A 20100-nucleotide genomic window follows, 5' to 3' on the forward strand; every position below is an offset into this window, starting at 1 on the left:
CTTGTGGGAGCCGGCCTTGCCGGCGATCGGCCGCAGTGCGGCCGCACCTGTCATCACTCGTAACGCAAGGCGTACGCCGGCTCCACCTGCGATGCCCGCCACGCCGGGTACAGCGTCGCCAGGAAGCTCATGATCAAGCCGGCGCTGCAGATCAGCGCCACGTCGCCCCACTGCAGCTCGGACGGCAAGGTGCTGATGAAGTACACGTCCGAGGTGAAGATATGCTGGCCGCTGACGCGCTCCAGCCAGCCGACGATCTGGCTGACGTTCAGCGCCGCGATCACCCCGAGCACGCCGCCAATCAAGGTACCGACGATACCGATCAGGCTGCCCTGGACCATGAAGGTGCCCATGATCTGCGCCGGCGTCGCGCCGATGGTGCGCAAGATGGCGATGTCGGCGCCCTTGTCATTGACCACCATGATCAGCGTGGCAATGATGTTGAACGCCGCCACGGCGATGATCAGCAGCAACAACAGGCCAATCATGGTCTTTTCCATCTTCATGGCGCTGAACAGACTGCCCTGGGTATGGGTCCAGTCATCGGCGCGGTACTGCTCGCCAAGGCTCGCGGTAATCGCCTTGGACACCTGCGGCGCGGCGTACAGGTCCTTGACCTTGAGGCGCACGCCCTGCACCTGGTTCGGCGCCCAGCGCTGCATCTGCGCGGCGTCGGCCATGTGCATCAGGCCCAGCGAGCCGTCCAGTTCGGCGCCCACCTTGAACACCCCGACCACGTTCAGGCGCTGCATGCGCGGGGTGATGCCACCTGGCGCGCTGCTGACTTCCGGCACGATCAGGGTCAGCTTGTCGCCGACGTTGAGGCGAAAACGCCGTGCCGTGATTTCGCCGATGACCACGCCGAACTCGCCCGGCTTGAGGTCTTCGAGGCGACCCTGAACGATATGCTGGGCCACGATCGAGACCTTGCCCTCCTCGGCCGGGTCGATGCCGCTGACCTGGATCGGCTGCATCGCGCCCTTGTAGGACAACATGCCTTCCATCTCGGTCAGCGGTGCGGCAGCGACCACTTCAGGGTTCTTCAAGGCTTCGGCCGCCACTGGCCGCCAGTCATCCAGCGGCTGGGCACCGAGCACGCTGGCGTGCGGCACCATGCCGAGGATGCGCGAACTCATTTCGCGCTGAAAGCCATTCATCACCGACAGCACCACGATCATCGCCAGCACGCCCAGGGACAGGCCGATCATCGAGGTCATGGAGATGAACGAGATGAAATGGTTGCGGCGCTTGGCGCGGGTGTAGCGCGCGCCGATGAAAATAGACAAGGGTCTGAACATGAACGAAAGCACCCGGGTAAAGAAAAGGAACCAGGTGCCCGCCTAACGGTGGCGGGCACGTTGCGCGGGCAATCAGATCGGTACCAGGTGCCCGTCATCCAGGCGCAGCACTCGGTCCATCTGGCGCGCCAGGTTGAGATCGTGGGTCACCACCAGGAAGGCTGTCTGCGAGGCGCTGCTCAGCTCCTGCATGAGGTCCTGGATGCCCTGGGCGGTGTGATGGTCGAGGTTGCCGGTCGGCTCGTCGAGCATGACCAGCCCCGGCCGGTTGACCAGGGCCCGGGCGATGGCCACGCGCTGGCGCTCGCCACCGGACAGCTCGGCCGGCTTGTGGCTCAGGCGATGCCCCAGGCCCACGCGCTTGAGCAGCGCCTGGGCACGTTCACGTGCTTCGGGAATGGCGGTGCGGCCGATCAGCAACGGCATGCACACGTTCTCCAGCGCAGTGAACTCCGGCAGCAGGTGGTGGAACTGGTAGACGAAGCCCAGGGCGCGATTGCGCAGCAGGCCACGGGCGCGTTCGCCCAGCGCCGAGAGCTCTTCGCCGGCCAGCCAGACGCTGCCTTCGGACGGGGTGTCGAGGCCGCCGAGCAGGTTGAGCAAGGTACTCTTGCCCGAACCTGAACTACCGACGATCGCCACCCGCTCGCCCGGGTGCAGCTCCAGCTGCAAGCCGGACAACACCTGGACCTTCTCCGGGCCTTCCTCGTAGGACTTGCCCAGGTTGCGGCAACTCAGCACTGCTTTATCACTCATGCCCAACTCACTCATAACGTAGCGCCTCCGCAGGCTGGGTGCGTGCCGCACGCCAGGCCGGATACAGGGTGGCGAGGAAACTCAGGACCAATGCCGCACCGCAGACCATCCACACGTCCTCGGCCATGATCTGCGAGGGCAGGTAGTCGATGAAATAGACGTCGGCATTGAGGAACTTGTGCCCGATCAGGGTTTCGATGCCGGCGATCGCGGCGCTGACATTGAGCGCGGCGAAGATGCCCACCAGCGCGCCGATCAGGGTGCCGACCACACCGATCACCGTACCCTGAACCATGAAAATGGCCATGATCTGCCCGGGCGTCGAACCCAGGGTGCGCAAGATGGCGATATCGCCCTTCTTGTCGTTGACCACCATCACCAGGGTGGAAATGATGTTGAACGCCGCCACCGCGACGATCAGCAGCAACAGCAGGCCGATCATGGCTTTTTCCATGCGGATCGCCTGGTACAGGTTGCCGTGGCTGCGGGTCCAGTCGCGGGCATAGAACTCCTGCTCGCCGAGCTTCTGGGCGATGTCCCAGGCCACCCGCGGCGCCTGGAACAGGTCGTCGAACTTCAGGCGCAGGCCCTGGACCTGGTCGGCCTTCCAGCGGTGCAGGCGGGACAGGTCCGAGAGGTTGGTCAGGCCCAGGTAGCCGTCGATCTCACCGGCGCCGACATGAAAGATGCCGACCACGGTAAAGCGCTTCATGCGCGGGAACATGCCGGCCGGGGTCACGGTGACCTCGGGGGCGACGAAGGTCAGCTTGTCGCCGACGCCAACACCCAGCTTGGTGGCCGCCTTGTCGCCGATCATGATGCCGAACTCGCCGGGGGCCAGGTCATCGAGCTTACCCTCGCGGATAAAGTCGTCGATGATCGAGACCTGGCGTTCCTGGGCCGGGTCGATGCCGTTGAGCAGCACCTTTTGCACCTTGCCGTCATGGGTCAGCAGGCCCTGCATCTGGGTGAAGGGCGCCACCGCCAGAACCTGCGGGTTCTGCTTTACTTGACTGGCAAGGGCCGGCCAGTCGTTGATCGGCTGGCCGGTTTCCAGTGTGGCGTGGGGCACCATGCCCAACACCCGGGTGCGCATCTCGTGATCGAAGCCGTTCATGACCGACAACACCACGATCATCACGACAACGCCCAGGGCGAGGCCGATCATCGAGGTCAGGGAAATGAACGAGACGAAGTGGTTGCGACGCTTGGCACGGGTATAACGCGTGCCGATGAATACGAAGAGAGGTCTGAACATGTCGGGGCTTGTTCGGATGAAAGAGGAACGTCCTTGTGGCGGGGCTTGAATAGCAGCTTTACACTCAGACCACCGCCGCTACCATGGGTTCGCCATGTCGACATTAGATGAAGAAGATCGCCGCGAATACTACCGTATCGAGGATCGGATCGCACTGGAAATTAGCCCGTTGAGCGCCGCCGAAGCGCTTGGCACGGACTTGTTGCAAGATACTTCGCCGCTGTTCAACCTGCTCAGTGAATTGCACCTGAGCGAGTTCGAATCCCAACACCTGCTGCGCCAGCTCAGTGACAAGGACCGCACCCTGGCCGCCTTTCTCAAGGCCCAGAACAAACGCATCGACCTGCTCAGCGCCGTGGTCGCGCAGACCTTGCTCGGGCAGTTGAGCGCGCCGCAAGCGGTGGTGCTGTCCGAAGGCGGCATCGAGTTCAGCCAGGCCGAGCCGCTGGCTGCTGACACCTGCGTCGCGGTGAAGATGGTGCTGATGCCCCAGGCCCTGGGCCTGTTGCTGCGCGCCAAAGTCACCCATTGCGATCGCAACGCCGACGGCCAGTACGAGGTCGGCACCGAGTTCATCGACACCACCGATGCCCAGCGCCAGCTGCTGGCCCGCTACATCCTGCAACGCCAAGCGCAACAACGACGCCAGGCCCTGGAACAGAACGACCCAAGCGCCTCCTGAGTTTCACTTATTTGTTGAAGGAACAGACGTGACCACGATTTACGGCCACCGCGGCGCCAAGGGCGAAGCCCCCGAAAACACCCTCGCCAGCTTCCAGCAGTGCCTCGGGCACGGCGTGCGTCGCTGCGAACTCGACCTGCACCTGTCAGCCGACAACCAGCTGATGGTGATCCATGACCCGAGCCTCAAGCGCACCACGGGCCGGCGCGGCAAAGTGGTCGAGCATTTCGCGGCCGATCTTGCGACCTATGATGCACGCAAGGGCGGCCCGGGCTGGGTCTCGCCCTGCCCTATCCCGCGCCTTGAAGAACTGTTTGAAAAGTGCGACTTCGAGCACTGGCAACTGGAGGTCAAGAGTGCCTCGCGCACCCGCGCCGCCACCACCGTGCTGGCAATCCGCGAAATGGCCCAGCAATTCGGCCTGCTCGACAAGATCACCATTACCTCAAGCTCACGGGAAGTGCTGGGCGCAGCGCTTGAGCTGACACCGGATATTGCCAGGGGGCTGGTCGCCGAATACGCCTGGCTCGACCCACTGAAGGTCGCCCAGAACTATGACTGCAACTTGCTGGCGTTGAACTGGACACTGTGCACCCCCGAGCGCCTGATCAAGGCTCAGCGCCAGGGGTTGCACGTGTCGGTGTGGACAGTCAACGAGCCGGCGCTGATGCGCAGGCTCGCCGACTTCGGCGTAGACAGCCTGATTACAGACTTTCCCGGTTTGGCCAGCGCCACCCTCGAGAATCGCTGAAATCGGTCTCCCCGGCCGGCTCAGGCCACCGGCCGGAGCCGCTCAAAAAAGCCGGTTGAGGCCGTCGTAAGCCGCTACCCGATAGGCTTCGGCCATGGTCGGGTAGTTGAAGGTGGTGTTGACGAAGTACTTCAGGGTATTGCGCTCACCCGGCTGATCCATGATCGCCTGGCCGATGTGGACGATCTCCGACGCCTGGTAGCCGAAGCAGTGCACGCCAAGGATTTCCAGGGTTTCGCGGTGGAACAGGATCTTCAGCATGCCTTGCGGCTCACCGGCGATTTGCGCCCGGGCCATGCTCTTGAAGAAGGCCTTGCCCACTTCATAAGGTACCTTGGCCTGGGTCAGCTCCTGCTCGTTCTTGCCGATCGAGCTGATCTCCGGAATGGTGTAGATGCCAGTCGGCACATCATTGACGAACCGCCAGCTGCCGTTGTCGACGATGCTGCCGGCAGCCGAGCGACCCTGGTCGTGGGCGGCACTGGCCAGGCTCGGCCAGCCGATCACATCACCGGCACCGTAGATGTTCGGCACGTGGGTGCGGTAGTTCTCGTCGACTTCGATCTGACCACGGCTGTTGACCTTGATGCCAATGTTTTCCAGGCCCAGCTTGTCGGTATTGCCGGTACGGCCGTTGCACCAGAGCAAGGCATCGGCCTTGATCTTCTTGCCGGATTTGAGGTGCAGGATCACACCGTTGTCCAGGCCTTCGACACGGTCGTACTCTTCGTTGTGGCGAACGGTGATGTTGTTGTTGCTGAAGTGGTAGCTCAGCGCCTGGGAAATTTCCGAGTCGAGGAAGCTCAGCAACTGAGCGCGGTTGTCCACCAGCTCCACCAGCACACCCAGACCACTGAAGATCGAGGCGTACTCACAGCCAATCACGCCGGCGCCGTAGACGATCAGTTTGCGCGGGGTGTGGCCGAGGCTGAGGATGGTGTCGCTATCGTAGATACGCGGGTGGTGGAAATCGATATCGGCCGGGCGATACGGGCGCGAACCGGTGGCGATGATGATGTGCTTGGCCACCAGTTTCTCGACCACGCCGTTGGCGCAGACCACTTCGATGGTCTGCTCGTCGGCGAAGCTGCCGGTGCCGAAGAACACGTCGACGCGGTTGCGCGCATAGTAGCCGGTGCGCGAGGCAACCTGCTTGGAGATCACCTTCTCGGCGCTTTTCAGTACGTCAGGGAACGAGAACCAGCGCGGTTCACCAATGGCCCGGAACATCGGGTTGGTGTTGAACTGCATGATCTGGCGCACTGAGTGACGCAGGGCCTTGGACGGGATGGTGCCCAGGTGGGTGCAGTTGCCGCCGACCTGGCGACGGCTATCGACCATCGCCACCTTGCGTCCTGCTTTGGCAGCATTCATTGCCGCCCCTTCTCCTGCGGGGCCGGAACCCAGCACCACTACGTCGTAGTTGTAGACAGCCATGCGTACTCCTTCAGAACAGGCCTGCGCGCCACATCGGCGGGCGGGGCTACCTCATGCCGCCAGCGGCGCCATGAAAAAATTCGGGTGCAGTCTAATCAAGCTTGAACGCCGCGCACATTAACCCTTGGTCGCGTCGTAGGCTATTTTTCTCTGCACTACATGTCATTTACACAAACCCTGTGGGAGCCGGCCTTGCCGGCGATGGCATCAGCGCAGTGTCAGCGATTGCGCGTCGCCTGCATCGCTGGCAAGGCCAGCTCCCACAAAAACTGGTTACTGCTTGTTCACCTGGACAAACGCCGGCGTGCTTCGGGAGACGAAACCTTCCGCAACCCGGGTCACGAACACCGCGGCAATCCCGTGTTTGAGGGCAAACTCCCAGCCTTGCTCGGGCCCGAGGATCAACAGCAAGGTCGAGTACCCATCGGCCATCAGCGTCGAACGGTCAAATACCGTCACCGCCGCCAGGTCGTGTTTCACCGGCCTCCCAAGGCGCGCATCGAAGGTGTGTGAATAGCGCAGGCCATTCTCCTCGAAATAATTGCGATAGTCACCGGAGGTGGACACACCAAAACCGTCCACGGCCAGCACTTGCTGGGCAATCTGGCGGTCAGTACCCGGCAGCTCCAGGGCCACTTTCCATTTGCTGCCATCAGGTTTGCGCCCGATCGCCTTGAGTTCACCGGTCGCTTCGACCAGCAAATCCGCGATGCCCAGGGCTTTTAGCCGCGTCACCAGCAGGTCCACCGCATGCCCGGCAGCGATGCTGTTGAAGTCGACTTCCACCGGTGCATCCTTGCACAGCTGCTCACCGTTTATGCGCAAATGCCCATACCCGACCCGTTGGCGCGTGGCGGCCAGGGCCTGGGCATCCGGCACTTTTTCCCTGCGTGACTGCGGGCCGAAGCCCCACAGGTCGAGCAAGGGTTCCACGGTCAGGTCAAACGCCCCGTCACTCTGCTGCGCCAGCTGCTCGCCAACCCGCACCAGCGCCAGCACATCGGCCGGCATCGACTGGCAGCTGTTGGCCGGCAGCCTGTTGAAGGCCTCGATCAGCGAGTCGCTGCGGTAGGTGGAAAATCGCTTGTCGATGCCTTCGAGAATCCGCTCCACCTCGCGCTTGACCTGCTCCGGCGCCGGCCCCTGGGGCGTGCGCACATACTGCACGGTGTAGCTGCTACCCATGGTCGGGCCACTGATGCGTTCAAGGGTGTTGCCCTGCCCGCACCCGGCCAGACTCAGCAACGCGCCTATCAACACTGTTCTACGCATCCAGCCTCCTGGAAATTTCAGGCAAAAAAAACGGGAACCCTGAGGTTCCCGTCTTTCACAACCAAGCCAAGCTTAGCGTGGGAAAGCAGGCGGATTGACGCCAGCCATGTCTTCCATCACGCGCACTACCTGGCAGCTGTAACCGAATTCGTTGTCGTACCAGACGTACAGGACAACACGGTTTTCGTTGCAGATGGTGGCTTCGGCATCGACCACACCGGCGTGGCGGGAACCGACGAAGTCGGTGGAGACCACTTCCTGGGAGCTCACGTAGTCGATCTGCTTGTGCAGGTCCGAGTGCATGGCCATCTGGCGCAGGTACTCGTTGATCTCTTCGCGGCTGGTGGCTTTTTCCAGGTTCAGGTTGAGGATAGCCATCGACACGTTCGGCGTTGGTACGCGGATCGCGTTGCCGGTCAGCTTGCCCTTGAGCACTGGCAGTGCCTTGGCAGCTGCAGTGGCGGCACCGGTCTCGGTGATAACCATGTTCAGCGGCGCGGCACGGCCACGACGGCTGCCCTTGTGGAAGTTGTCGATCAGGTTCTGGTCGTTGGTGAACGAGTGAACGGTTTCAACGTGACCGTTGATGATACCGAACTTGTCGTTGACCGCCTTCAGTACCGGAACGATGGCGTTGGTGGTGCAGGAAGCCGCGGAGATGATCTTGTCATCAGCGCTGATTTCGCCATGGTTGATGCCATGCACGATGTTCTTCAGCGCGCCCTTGCCAGGTGCGGTGAGGATCACGCGGGCAGCGCCCGGGCAGGCCAGGTGCTGGCCCAGGCCGTCGGCGTCGCGCCATACACCGGTGTTGTCGACAATCAGGGCATTCTCGATGCCGTACTGGGTGTAGTCGACTTCGCTCGGGTTCTTGGCGTAGATAACCTGGATCAGGTTGCCGTTGGCAGTGATGGTGTTGTTGGCTTCGTCGATGGTGATGGTGCCATCGAACGGGCCATGTACCGAGTCACGACGCAGCAGGCTGGCACGCTTGACCAGATCGTTCTCGGCGCCTTTGCGCACGACGATGGCGCGCAGACGCAGGCCGTCGCCACCACCGGTTTTCTCGATCAGGATACGCGCCAGCAGACGGCCGATACGACCGAAGCCGTAGAGGACAACGTCGGTGCCTTTGCGCGCCGAAGCGTTTTGCTGGCCAACCACGTCAGCCATTTCTTCACGCACGAACTGCTCGGCGCTGCGGCCGTTGCCTTCTTGCTTGAACTTGTTGGCCAGCTTGCCCAGGTCGACCGAAGCGGCGCCCAGTTTCAGCTCGCTCATGGCTTTGAGCAGCGGGAATGTCTCGTGTACAGACAGTTCGGTTTCGTCGGTCTGGCGATGACGGGCAAAGCGGTGCGCTTTGAGGATCGAGATCACCGAGCGGTTGATCAGGCTACGGCCATAGATCGAGCTCACCACATTGTTATTGCGGTAGAGCTGACCGATAAGCGGGATCATCGCTTCTGCAAGCGCTTCACGATCAATCCACTCACCAAGACACTGGTCGGGCTTCTGAGTCACGGGAACCTTCCACATGTAGGGACAGAAAAAAGGGGCTACATTATGACGCCCCGCAGCCCATCGGGCAATGAGCGCCTGTCGCCGACAATCCACTACATGCTTTTAGCCTGCACAAACCTGACAGCGCGGGCCTGCGCCCGGTACAATTGGCGTCTTTGTCGCAACGCTTGGAGCTCGACCTCCCGTGCCTGTTCTGCGTCTACCGCACCTGCCGGCCACTGCCGGCAAACAAACCTGGGGCAACCTGCCGGGCGCCGCCCTGAGCCTGGCGATTGCCGAAGCGGCCAGCGTCGCCAAACGCTTCACCCTGCTGCTGACCGCCGACAGCCAGAGCGCTGACCGCCTCGAGCAGGAGCTGCGTTTTTTTGCGCCCGAGCTGCCGGTACTGCCCTTCCCCGACTGGGAAACCCTGCCCTACGACCTGTTCTCGCCGCACCAGGACATCATCTCCCAGCGCATTTCCAGCCTGTACCGGCTGCCGGAGCTCGATCACGGCATTCTCGTGGTGCCGATCACCACGGCCCTGCACCGCCTGGCACCGACGCGCTTTCTACTCGGCAGCAGCCTGGTGCTGGACATCGGCCAGAAGCTTGATGTCGAGCAGATGCGCACGCGCCTTGAAGCCAGCGGTTACCGCTGCGTCGATACCGTGTACGAGCACGGCGAGTTCGCCGTACGCGGCGCGCTGATCGACCTGTTCCCGATGGGCAGCAAGCTGCCGTACCGCATCGACCTGTTCGATGACGAAATCGAGACCCTGCGTACCTTCGACCCGGAAACCCAGCGCTCGATCGACAAGGTCGACTCGGTGCGGCTGCTGCCGGCCCGCGAGTTCCCGCTGCAAAAAGAGGCGGTGACGCGCTTCAAGGCACGCTTTCGCGAGCGCTTCGACGTCGACTTCCGCCGCAGCCCGATCTTCCAGGACCTCTCCAGCGGCATCACCCCGGCCGGTATCGAGTACTACCTGCCGCTGTTCTTCGAAGACACCTCGACCCTGTTCGACTACCTGCCCCAGGACACCCAGGTGTTCTCCCTGCCGGGCGTCGAACAGGCCGCCGAGCACTTCTGGAGCGATGTGCGCAACCGCTACGAGGAACGCCGCATCGACCCGGCGCGACCGTTGCTGCCGCCCGCCGAACTGTTCCTGCCGGTTGAGGACTGTTTCGCCCGGCTCAAGAGCTGGCCGCGCGTGGTGGTCAGCCAGGACGACGTCGACAGCGGCGTCGGCCGCGAGCGCTTCCCGGCCCAGGTCCTGCCCAACCTTGCCATCGAAGCCAAGGCCAACCAGCCGTTGGCAGCGCTGTCGGGCTTTCTTGAGCAGTTCTCTGGCCGCGTGCTGTTCACCGCCGAGTCGGCGGGCCGTCGCGAAGTGCTGCTGGAGCTGCTTGAGCGCCTGAAGCTGCGCCCGCAAACCGTCGACAGCTGGAGTGCCTTCGTTGCCGGCAAGGAGCGCCTGGCGATCACTATCGCACCGCTGGACGAAGGCCTGCTGCTGGATGACCCGGCCATCGCCCTGGTCGCCGAGAGCCCGCTGTTCGGTCAACGGGTGATGCAGCGCCGTCGCCGCGACAAGCGCAGCGACGCCAATAACGATGCCGTCATCAAGAACCTCACCGAGCTGCGTGAAGGCGCGCCGGTGGTGCATATCGATCACGGGGTCGGCCGCTACCTGGGCCTGGCGACCCTGGAAATCGACAACCAGGCCGCCGAGTTCCTCACCCTCGAATACGCCGAGGGCGCCAAGCTCTACGTGCCGGTGGCCAACCTGCACCTGATCGCCCGCTATACCGGCAGCGACGACGCCCTGGCGCCGCTGCACCGGCTCGGCTCCGAAGCCTGGCAAAAAGCCAAGCGCAAGGCCGCCGAACAGGTACGTGATGTCGCTGCCGAACTGCTCGACATCTATGCCCGCCGCGCCGCGCGCAAAGGCTATGCCTTCGCCGACCCGTCGGTGGATTACGCCACCTTCAGCGCCGGCTTCCCCTTCGAGGAGACCCCGGACCAGCAAAGCGCCATCGAAGCGGTGCGCGAGGACATGCTCGCGGCCAAGCCGATGGACCGCCTGGTGTGCGGCGATGTCGGCTTCGGCAAGACCGAAGTGGCCATGCGCGCAGCCTTCATTGCCGTGCACGGCGGCCGCCAGGTGGCAATCCTGGTGCCGACCACCCTGCTCGCCCAGCAGCACTACAACAGTTTTCGCGACCGCTTCGCCGACTGGCCGGTAACGGTCGAGGTGATGAGCCGCTTCAAGTCGCCCAAGGAAGTCGCCGCAGCGGTGGCGGACCTGGCCGAAGGCAAGATCGACATTGTCATCGGCACCCACAAGCTGCTGCAGGACGACGTCAAGATCAAGGACCTGGGCCTGGTGATCATCGACGAAGAGCACCGTTTCGGCGTGCGCCAGAAGGAGCAGCTCAAGGCCCTGCGCAGCGAGGTGGACATCCTCACCCTGACCGCCACGCCGATCCCGCGCACCCTGAACATGGCCGTGGCCGGCATGCGCGACCTGTCGATCATCGCCACGCCGCCGGCGCGCCGGCTGTCGGTGCGTACCTTCGTCATGGAGCAGAACAAGAGCACGGTCAAGGAGGCGCTGCTGCGTGAACTGCTGCGCGGCGGCCAGGTTTACTACTTGCACAACGATGTGAAGAGCATCGAAAAATGCGCCGCCGACCTTGCCGAACTGGTACCGGAAGCACGCATCGGCATCGGCCACGGGCAGATGCGCGAGCGCGAACTCGAACAGGTGATGAGCGACTTCTATCACAAGCGCTTCAACGTGCTGATCGCCTCGACCATCATCGAGACCGGCATCGACGTGCCGAGCGCCAACACCATCATCATCGAGCGTGCCGACAAGTTCGGCCTGGCGCAGTTGCACCAGTTGCGCGGCCGGGTCGGGCGCAGTCACCACCAGGCCTATGCCTACCTGCTCACCCCGCCGCGCCAGCAAATCACCCCGGACGCCGAAAAGCGCCTGGAAGCCATCGCCAACACCCAGGACCTGGGGGCTGGCTTTGTCCTGGCCACCAATGACCTGGAGATCCGCGGCGCCGGCGAGCTGCTCGGCGAAGGCCAGAGCGGGCAGATCCAGGCGGTCGGTTTTACCCTGTACATGGAAATGCTCGAACGCGCGGTCAAGGCCATCCGCAAGGGCACCCAGCCAAACCTCGACCAGCCGTTGGGCGGCGGCCCGGAAATCAACCTGCGCTTGCCGGCACTGATTCCCGAGGACTACCTGCCGGATGTGCATGCGCGGCTGATCCTCTACAAGCGCATCGCCTCGGCGGTGGACGAAGACGGCCTGAAGGACCTGCAGGTAGAGATGATCGACCGCTTCGGCCTGCTGCCGGAACCGACCAAGAACCTGGTGCGCCTGACCCTGCTCAAGCTGCAGGCAGAAAAACTCGGCATCAAGAAGGTCGACGCCGGCCCCAACGGCGGCAAGATCGAATTCGAAGCCCAGACCCCGGTCGATCCGCTGGTGCTGATCAAGCTGATCCAGGGCCAGCCCAAACGCTACAAGTTCGAAGGCGCCACCCAGTTCAAGTTCCTGGTGCCGATGGAGCGCCCGGAAGAACGCTTCAACAACCTTGAGGCGCTGTTCGAGCGCCTGACCCCACAATCTGCGTGAAGGAAGATCCATGCGTGCAACGCGTAGCCTGACCCTGCTGCTGGCACTGATTGCCCCGACGGCATTTGCCAATGGCGCCTATCAGGTCGAAATGATCCTGGTACGGCAGAACGCCGTGCCGGCGATTACCAGCAAGTCGGCCCCGGAAGACTGGCGCAATGGCGCCCAGATCGTCGCCGAGGGTGACCTGCGCCAACCAGCGCTCACCGACGAGGCGGCCAAGCTTGCCGCCGACCCGAACCAGTACACCGTGCTGCTGCACAAAGCCTGGAAACAAGATGCCGGCACAGTGGCGATCAGCGACGGCGAAGAACACTTCGGCCAGTTCCCCATCGAGGGCAACCTGACCGTCAAGGAAGAACGCTTCATCGCCGTTGATGCCAGTTTCTGGGTCAACCAGTTCGACGGCAACGGCAGCGTGACCTTGAGCGAACCGCTCAAGCAGAGCAACAGCACCATCAAGAATGGAGAACTGACCTTCCTCGACGGCGGCCACCTGGCCCTGCTGCTCAAGGTCACGGCCAATCGGCCAGCCAGCGCTCCCACTGCGCCTGCGGAGATGATGGAGCAGTAACCCGATGCCTAACGATGGTATTGCCCCCACGCCTCACCTGATTCTGGGCAGCCACGAGTTCAGCGCCTACGTGCCGCAAACCGGCAGGATGCAGCGCCAGCACCAGCACCGGGCGGCGCTGTCGTTCAACTATGACGGCATTCGCGCCAGCGGCAGGCAAGTCAAGGACGTCAGCCGCCTGGAGAGTACTGGCAGCCAACGCCTGCAGCGCCACGCCGAGGCCGAAAGCCAAATCCGCCAGACGCTCCAGCGCCTGGGCTTCAAGATCGCCACCCGGCAGAGCAAAGCCCTGCCGGAGAGCGCCGGCGACCTGCTTGAGCTGGCCTCCGAAGCAGCCTGGCTACGCTTCATGCTCAATGACCTGCCGACCCTGCGCGAACAAGGCTGGGAGATCGAGTACACCGACGACTTCGCCTTCAATCTTGCCGAGGTCGACAACTGGTACGCACAGATCGACGAAGCCAGCGGCCGGGACTGGTTCGACCTGGAACTGGGTATCGAGGTCAATGGCCAGCGCCTGAGCCTGCTGCCGATTCTGCTCAACGTGCTGCGCAGCCACCCGGAACTGCTCAACCCTGCGCAGTTGCACAAGCGCCGGGACGACGAACAATTGCTGGTACAGATTCCCGCGCCCGTGGGTGAAGTGCGGCGCAACCTGCAAGTGGCCCTGCCCTACGGTCGCCTCAAGCCGGTATTGGCAACCCTGGGCGACTTTTACCTGCGTGAACCCGGCGAAACCAGCGTGCGCCTGCCGACGCTGGACGCCACGCGCCTCAGTGCCCTGGAAGAGCTGCCGTTGAGCTGGCAAGGCGGTGAGCAGGTGCGCAGCCTGGCCGAGCGCCTGCGCGATATCCGCCTGCAACCGGCGCAAACGCCTGAAGGCCTTAACGCTACCCTGCGCACCTATCAGCTCGAAGGCCTGAGCTGGATGCAGGCCCTGCGTGAGCTGGAGGTCGGCGGCATCCTCGCTGACGATATGGGCCTGGGCAAAACCCTGCAAACCCTCGCTCACCTGCTCAGCGAAAAAAATGCCGGACGCCTGACCCTCCCGGCCATGGTGGTGATGCCCACCAGCCTGATCCCCAACTGGCAGGACGAAGCCGAACGCTTCGCCCCGGGCTTGCGTGTGCTGGCCCTGCAAGGCATCGGCCGGCGCAAGCATTTCGGCAGCCTGCAGGACTACGACCTGCTGTTGACCACCTATGCCCTGCTGCCCAAGGACCTGTCGCACTTCAAGGGCCTGAAGCTGCATGTACTGATCCTCGATGAGGCGCAGTACATCAAGACCCCGGGCAGCAAGGCGGCCCAGGCGGCGCGCCAGCTCGAAGCCCGCCAGCGCCTGTGCCTGAGCGGCACCCCGCTGGAAAACCACCTGGGTGAGCTGTGGTCGCTGTTTCACTTCCTGCTGCCGGGCTGGCTGGGCGACGCCAAAGCGTTCAACCGCGACTATCGGGTGCCGATCGAGCGCCAGGGCAACGATGAACGCCTGCAACACCTCAATGCACGGATCAAACCTTTTTTGCTGCGCCGCACCAAGGAGCAAGTGGCCACCGAGCTACCGGCCAAAACCGAGATGATTCACTGGGTCGAGCTCAGCGATGCGCAGCGTGACGTGTACGAAACCATGCGCCTGGCCATGGACCAGAAAGTACGCGCGGAGATCACCCGCAAGGGCGTGGCGCGCAGCCAGATCATTATCCTCGAAGCGCTGTTGAAGCTGCGCCAGGTCTGCTGCGATTTGCGCCTGATCAACAGCCAAGCCTCGACCGCGCGCGGCGCCCACTCCGGCAAACTCACCAGCCTGATGGAAATGCTCGAAGAACTGCTGGCCGAAGGTCGACGTGTCCTGTTGTTCTCGCAGTTCACCAGCATGCTGCGGCTGATCGAGGCCGAACTGCAGCACCGCGGTATCGCCTATGCCCTGCTGACTGGCGAAACCCGTGACCGCCGGGCACCGGTGCACGACTTCCAGAACGGGCAATTGCAGATCTTCCTGATCAGCCTCAAGGCCGGCGGTGTCGGCCTGAACCTGACCGCGGCGGACACCGTGATCCACTACGACCCGTGGTGGAACCCGGCGGCAGAAAACCAGGCCACCGACCGCGCTTATCGAATCGGCCAGGAAAAACCGGTGTTCGTCTACAAGCTGATTACCCGGGGCACGGTGGAAGAGAAGATCCAGCAGTTGCAGCAGGAGAAATCGGCGCTGGCAGCGGGCGTGCTGGATGGGCGGCAGGCGGGGGACTGGCGTTTGGCGGCGGAGGATATCGATGCGTTGTTTGCGCCGTTGCCTGGGAAGCGGCAAGGCTCTAGTGCGCGGTGAACTCATCGCTGGCAAGCCAGCTCCCACACGGAGCCTGTGGGAGCTGGCTTGCCAGCGATGGGCTGCAACGCAGCCCTGCAATCAATCAACCAGCTGCGCTTCCTTGAGCGCTCCAAGCGCCTCCAGCCAGCGCGGCTGTTGACGATAGTCGGTACGGGCAAAGCCCCGCCCGCGCATCTGCGCAATCCGCGGCGACGGCTTGACTTTCAGGCGCTGGGCGGCAGTCAGGGCCAGCTCGGCGGCTGCGCGATCATTGCACACCAGGCCCATGTCACAACCGGCGCTCAGGGCCGCCTCGATACGGCTGGCGGCATCACCGACCACATGGGCACCGGCCATGGACAGGTCATCACTGAAGATCACCCCATTGAAGCCCAGCTCGCCGCGCAGAATCTCCTGCAACCAGCGCCGGGAGAAACCGGCCGGCTGGTTGTCCACCTGCGGATAGATCACGTGGGCCGGCATCACTGCCGCCAACTGCCCGCTCAAACGAGTGAACGGCACCAGGTCGGCCGCGCGGATCTGCGCCAGGCTGCGCTCGTCGGTGGGAATCGCCACATGGGAATCGGCCTCGGCCCAGCCATGACCCGGGAAGTGCTTGCCACAAGCGGCCATGCCCGCGGCGTTCATGCCACGAATAAAAGCACCGGCCAGCAGCGTGGCGCGTTGCGGATCACCTTCGAAGGCGCGGCTGCCGACCACAGCGCTGCGCTGGTGATCGAGGTCCAGCACCGGCGCAAAGCTCAGGTCCAGACCGACCGCCAGCACTTCAGTGGCCATCAGCCAACCGCATTGCTCGGCCAGGTATTCGGCGTTGTCGTTATCGGCAATCGCGCGCATCGCCGGCAGGCGCACAAAGCCCTGGCGCAACCGCTGGACCCGACCGCCTTCCTGATCCACCGCCAGGATCAACTCGGGGCGAATGGCGCGAATCGAGGCGCACAGCTCACGCACCTGGCGCGGGCTTTCGATGTTGCGGGCAAAGATGATCAGGCCGGCCACTTCGGGCTGGCGCAAAAGCTGGCGGTCCTCGGCGGTCAGCCAGGTACCGGCGATGTCGACCATCAGGGAGCCTTGCAGGCTGGCACTCATAATTGATCCTTCAGTTGACGCGGATGTGGGCCCATTGGGGGCACGCGGCTTCGTCGATCTGCACCGGGCAATGCACCGGCACCTGGTCGAACAGGTTCAGCAGGTCGGCGTTGCGCAAGCGCACGCAACCATGGGACAACGGCACGCCCATAGGTTCGCTATCGGGGGTGCCATGCAGGTAGATATAACGGTGGAAGGTGTCGACCGGCCCCAAGCGATTGACGCCCGGCTCGCAACCGCTGAGCCAGAGTATGCGCGTGAGGATCCAGTCACGACCGGGAAAGTGTTCGTGCAGTGCCGGCGACCAGATTTCGCCGGTCCAGCGCCGTCCCCTCAGCACCGCGCCTTGCGGCAAGCCGGCACCGATCTTGGCGCGCACCTGGTGGCGACCCCGCGGCGTGCAACCCGAGCCCTTGAGCTCACCGGCGCCGTTGCGCGCGGTGGAGACGTCAAGGCGCAGGCGCAACTGCCCCTGGGCGAACCCATAGAGGCATTGATCAGCAAGGGAGATATGCAGAAAATCGAGACTGGCCATGGGGCGCTAGCTTAGCCGATGCGGCTCGCCGCGCCCAGCCGTGGCATCAGGCCTTGGCGGCGACCGGGGTGCTGCCGGACTTGCTGCGTGGGCGCAACTGCGCGGCAGCCATGGCTTCGTCAGTGACACCGCTGTCGGCGCGCATGCCGGCGGCCAGGAACGGCACCATCAGGCGCATGACCTGCTCGATCGAGGTATTGATGCCGAAATCGGTTTCGGCGATGGCGCGCAGGGCCTTGATCCCGGACATGCTGAACGCCGCGGCGCCGAGCATGAAGTGCACGCGCCAGAACAGCTCGATTGGCGGAATGCGCGGCGCGGCTTCGTTGACCAGCAGCATGTAGCGGCGAAACACCTTGCCGTACATGTCTTCAAGGTAACGGCGCAGGTGGCCCTGGCTCTGGCTGAAGGCCAGGCCCAGCAGGCGCATGAAGATCGACAGGTCATTGCCGCTGCGTGGCTGCACCACCAGCGCCTGCTCGACCAGCATCTCCAGCAGCTCTTCAAGGCTCGGCTTTTGCTCGGGGCGGGCCTGGCGGCGCTCCAGCTCGCGCTCAAGGCTTGCGCAGAACGGCCCCAGGAAGCGCGAGAACACCGCCTGGATCAGGGCCTTCTTCGAACCGAAGTGGTAGTTCACCGCCGCCAGGTTGACGCCGGCCTTGCTGGTGATCAGCCGCAATGAGGTTTCGGCAAAACCTTTTTCCGCGAACAACTGCTCGGCAGCATCGAGAATGCGTTCTACGGTTTCCGACTGGGCCATGACTACTCCGCCTGACAAACACTTGTTTGAAACATACGTTTCAAAGCGGTGATTTGTCAAGTCCGCGCAGCCGCTTTGCGGCCATGCGGTCACGTATTAAACCATAGCTGCGAGAGCGCCCATCCCCCTTTTCTTGGCGCGTGGCGCTTGCAGCTTGCCACCTACTGTATATAATTCCAGTCACTGTATAAAAAGACAGAGCGATCGACATGCTAAAACTGACGCCACGCCAAGCTGAGATTCTGGCTTTTATCAAACGCTGCCTGGAAGACAACGGCTTTCCGCCCACCCGCGCGGAGATCGCCCAGGAGCTGGGTTTCAAATCGCCCAACGCCGCCGAGGAGCACCTCAAGGCCCTGGCCCGCAAGGGTGCGATCGAAATGACCCCGGGGGCGTCACGGGGCATCCGCATCCCCGGCTTTGAAGCCAAGCCCGACGACAGCGGCCTGCCGATCATTGGCCGGGTGGCGGCCGGTGCGCCGATCCTCGCCCAGCAACACATCGAAGAATCCTGCAACATCAACCCGGCGTTCTTCCATCCCCGCGCCGACTATCTGTTGCGCGTTCACGGCATGAGCATGAAGGATGTCGGCATCGTCGACGGCGACCTGCTGGCCGTGCACACCTGCCGCGAAGCTCGCAACGGCCAGATCGTCGTTGCTCGCCTGGGTGACGAAGTCACGGTCAAACGCTTCAAGCGCGAAGGCAGCAAAGTCTGGCTGATTGCCGAGAACCCCGAATTCGCCCCAATCGAAGTCAACCTGAAAGACCAGGAGCTGGTGATCGAGGGCTTGAGCGTCGGCGTCATACGCCGGTAAAGGAGGCATCATGCAGTTCCCCCCTGCGTCACAGAACGTACCGCTGCAAGCACAATTGCCACTGTTCGAAGCATTCCTGGCCCAGCCGGTGCTGCCCGGACTGAAAAGCGCCAAGCCAGCGCCCCACCCCGGCGCGGCCCAGGTTTTCAGCGAGCTGTCTTTGCGTGGCGCACTGGGTAGCTGCCAGAGCCTGTTGGCCCCGATGCTGCGTGAACTGAGCGAGTTGAGCGAAGAACATGACGCCCGCTGGCTGACCCTGATCGCCCCACCTGCCAGCCTGACCCAGGCCTGGCTGCGCGAGGCCGGGCTGAACCGCGAGCGCATCCTGCTGTTGCAACCGCGCGGCAACCAGAGTGCCTTGCAACTGGCCTGCGATGCCCTGCGCCTGGGCCGCAGCCACACCGTGGTCAGCTGGCTCAACACCGTCAGCAGCAGCGCCCGCCAGCAACTGAGCAATGCGGCTCGCGCTGGAGACGCACAAAGCCTGAACATCCGCCTCGGCTGATATTCAGGTCTGTTTCAACCATTGATTTCGCCAGGCTTCCTCAGGACGAGGAAGCCATGCAGGCGATCAGTGCAGGACCCGTGGCCCTTCGTCGCGTTCGATCTCGCCTTCTACCAGCTTGCCGGCCATCTGCACGCCAACACTGAGCATGGCCTTGGCCACTTCCACGTGCTGACCTTGCAAAAAGGCTTTGGCGTCCTCGGAGAAATCCAGGGTTACCAACGAACCCTCGTCCTCGGCACGGCGCAGCTCGATCCGGCCATCAGGCAACTCGACAATTTCTAGAAAGGACGTTGGCATAAGGGGCTGTTCTCCGCGAAAGGCCGGCATTGTACCAGCCACCGCCCCAATCAGCACTCACTCAAACCTTCACGAAAACGAACCGTAAGCCCCTTGAGGTTCTGCCGCCAGCTTTCCAGCTCTTCGCGCGACAGCGCTGGCGCCTCGGGTTCATCGAGGCTTAGTGCCTGGATCAGCGGCTGGGTAACGTCGGTTTTTGGCGCTTTTTTCGCGACCGGCGGTCGGAACAAATCGGCATAAGCACTTAGCAATTGCGCCAGCCAGGTTTCGCGCTGTTCGGCCAGCTCAACCAGTTCGGCCATCTCTGGGATGGCCACAGCCTCGAGCACTTCGCGGGTCAGCAACAGCTCGGCACGGGGTGCGCCGGCCTGGGGCAAACGATAAAACCCGGCAATCTCGTGACACAAGCCCAGCAGCGCGCCGTACAGGTGAAACAGCGCCGACTCACGCTCGGCCTGGATCAGCGCCTGGGTATTCATGGCCCGGCTTTCCTGCGCCTTGCCAAGAGCTTCGAGGGCCAGGCCTGCGAAGTAAATCTTCTGGTTGGTACGGGTGTAGAGTTCCTGGGCCATCTGGGTGCCCTC

The 20100-nt window shown here is 63.2% G+C and carries 18 protein-coding genes; 7 read left to right on the plus strand and 11 right to left on the minus strand.

From position 1 onward, the window contains the following. Positions 1 to 53: 53 nt before the first annotated feature. The 3 genes from PspR32_RS17470 to PspR32_RS17480 all read right to left on the minus strand — a co-directional run bounded on the left by PspR32_RS17470 (position 54) and on the right by PspR32_RS17480 (position 3312). Positions 54 to 1298 (minus strand): lipoprotein-releasing ABC transporter permease subunit, encoded by a 1245-nt coding sequence (locus PspR32_RS17470; RefSeq protein WP_159388955.1) that lies wholly within the window; start codon positions 1296 to 1298, stop codon positions 54 to 56. A gap of 72 nt (positions 1299 to 1370) precedes the next feature. Next, positions 1371 to 2054, minus strand: coding sequence for a lipoprotein-releasing ABC transporter ATP-binding protein LolD (lolD, locus tag PspR32_RS17475; RefSeq protein ID WP_174242301.1), 684 nt, complete (start codon positions 2052 to 2054; stop codon positions 1371 to 1373). 7 nt (positions 2055 to 2061) lie between these two features. Continuing rightward, a complete protein-coding gene (locus PspR32_RS17480; RefSeq protein ID WP_036996404.1) occupies positions 2062 to 3312 on the minus strand; it encodes a lipoprotein-releasing ABC transporter permease subunit in 1251 nt (416 codons plus the stop codon). Positions 3313 to 3406: 94 nt separating this feature from the next. On the opposite strand from PspR32_RS17480, the gene PspR32_RS17485 reads away from it, so the two are divergent. Together PspR32_RS17485 and PspR32_RS17490 are read left to right on the plus strand one after the other, a co-directional pair. Then, entirely contained in the window at positions 3407 to 3994 is a 588-nt protein-coding gene (locus tag PspR32_RS17485) for a PilZ domain-containing protein (protein ID WP_010226946.1), read from the plus strand. Positions 3995 to 4022: 28 nt separating this feature from the next. Beyond that, positions 4023 to 4745, plus strand: coding sequence for a glycerophosphodiester phosphodiesterase (locus PspR32_RS17490; protein WP_010226949.1), 723 nt, complete (start codon positions 4023 to 4025; stop codon positions 4743 to 4745). 42 nt (positions 4746 to 4787) lie between these two features. Here the strand turns inward: PspR32_RS17490 and sthA are convergent, their stop codons facing one another. From sthA to PspR32_RS17505, 3 genes are all read right to left on the minus strand, one after another. After that, on the minus strand, positions 4788 to 6182 hold the full coding sequence (gene sthA / locus PspR32_RS17495) for a Si-specific NAD(P)(+) transhydrogenase (RefSeq protein ID WP_010226951.1): 1395 nt from the start codon (positions 6180 to 6182) through the stop codon (positions 4788 to 4790). Between the two features lie 273 nt (positions 6183 to 6455). Then, the gene (locus tag PspR32_RS17500; RefSeq protein WP_159388956.1) at positions 6456 to 7454 is read right to left on the minus strand and encodes an FAD:protein FMN transferase; all 999 of its coding nucleotides are present in this window, start codon (positions 7452 to 7454) and stop codon (positions 6456 to 6458) included. Positions 7455 to 7526: 72 nt separating this feature from the next. Continuing rightward, a complete protein-coding gene (locus tag PspR32_RS17505) occupies positions 7527 to 8990 on the minus strand; it encodes a glyceraldehyde-3-phosphate dehydrogenase (RefSeq protein WP_010226956.1) in 1464 nt (487 codons plus the stop codon). Between the two features lie 169 nt (positions 8991 to 9159). Between PspR32_RS17505 and mfd the strand changes: the two genes are divergently transcribed. Genes mfd through PspR32_RS17520 form a run of 3 tightly spaced genes read left to right on the plus strand, consistent with a single transcriptional unit; the run spans position 9160 to position 15506 of the window. After that, complete coding sequence (gene mfd, locus PspR32_RS17510) at positions 9160 to 12609, plus strand: transcription-repair coupling factor (protein ID WP_159388957.1); 3450 nt, start codon at positions 9160 to 9162, stop codon at positions 12607 to 12609. A 10-nt stretch (positions 12610 to 12619) separates the two neighbouring features. After that, positions 12620 to 13183 carry a CsiV family protein gene (locus tag PspR32_RS17515; RefSeq protein WP_010226960.1) on the plus strand — a complete coding sequence of 188 codons (564 nt, stop codon included), beginning with the start codon at positions 12620 to 12622 and terminating at the stop codon, positions 13181 to 13183. Positions 13184 to 13187: 4 nt separating this feature from the next. Then, the gene (locus PspR32_RS17520) at positions 13188 to 15506 is read left to right on the plus strand and encodes a DEAD/DEAH box helicase (RefSeq protein ID WP_159388958.1); all 2319 of its coding nucleotides are present in this window, start codon (positions 13188 to 13190) and stop codon (positions 15504 to 15506) included. An 81-nt stretch (positions 15507 to 15587) separates the two neighbouring features. Here PspR32_RS17520 and nagZ read toward each other — a convergent pair whose 3' ends face one another. Genes nagZ through PspR32_RS17535 form a run of 3 tightly spaced genes read right to left on the minus strand, consistent with a single transcriptional unit; the run spans position 15588 to position 17893 of the window. Then, on the minus strand, positions 15588 to 16586 hold the full coding sequence (gene nagZ, locus PspR32_RS17525; protein WP_174242332.1) for a beta-N-acetylhexosaminidase: 999 nt from the start codon (positions 16584 to 16586) through the stop codon (positions 15588 to 15590). 22 nt (positions 16587 to 16608) lie between these two features. After that, a complete protein-coding gene (locus PspR32_RS17530; RefSeq protein ID WP_010226964.1) occupies positions 16609 to 17133 on the minus strand; it encodes a L,D-transpeptidase in 525 nt (174 codons plus the stop codon). Positions 17134 to 17179: 46 nt separating this feature from the next. Continuing rightward, positions 17180 to 17893, minus strand: coding sequence for a TetR/AcrR family transcriptional regulator (locus PspR32_RS17535; protein ID WP_010226965.1), 714 nt, complete (start codon positions 17891 to 17893; stop codon positions 17180 to 17182). 209 nt (positions 17894 to 18102) lie between these two features. Here PspR32_RS17535 and lexA point away from each other — a divergent pair, with 209 nt between their 5' ends. Both lexA and sulA read left to right on the plus strand, forming a co-directional pair. Further along, positions 18103 to 18711: a transcriptional repressor LexA gene (gene lexA / locus PspR32_RS17540; RefSeq protein ID WP_010226967.1), complete on the plus strand. Its 609-nt coding sequence runs from the start codon at positions 18103 to 18105 to the stop codon at positions 18709 to 18711. A gap of 10 nt (positions 18712 to 18721) precedes the next feature. Then, positions 18722 to 19216: an SOS-induced cell division inhibitor SulA gene (gene sulA / locus PspR32_RS17545; RefSeq protein ID WP_010226969.1), complete on the plus strand. Its 495-nt coding sequence runs from the start codon at positions 18722 to 18724 to the stop codon at positions 19214 to 19216. 66 nt (positions 19217 to 19282) lie between these two features. Here the strand turns inward: sulA and PspR32_RS17550 are convergent, their stop codons facing one another. Both PspR32_RS17550 and PspR32_RS17555 read right to left on the minus strand, forming a co-directional pair. Then, the gene (locus PspR32_RS17550; protein ID WP_010226971.1) at positions 19283 to 19516 is read right to left on the minus strand and encodes a hypothetical protein; all 234 of its coding nucleotides are present in this window, start codon (positions 19514 to 19516) and stop codon (positions 19283 to 19285) included. A 50-nt stretch (positions 19517 to 19566) separates the two neighbouring features. Continuing rightward, a complete protein-coding gene (locus tag PspR32_RS17555; protein ID WP_159388959.1) occupies positions 19567 to 20088 on the minus strand; it encodes a DUF6586 family protein in 522 nt (173 codons plus the stop codon). Between the last annotated feature and the right edge of the window lie 12 nt (positions 20089 to 20100).

This window comes from Pseudomonas sp. R32 (genome assembly GCF_009866705.1).
GTDB classification, from domain to species: domain Bacteria; phylum Pseudomonadota; class Gammaproteobacteria; order Pseudomonadales; family Pseudomonadaceae; genus Aquipseudomonas; species Aquipseudomonas donghuensis.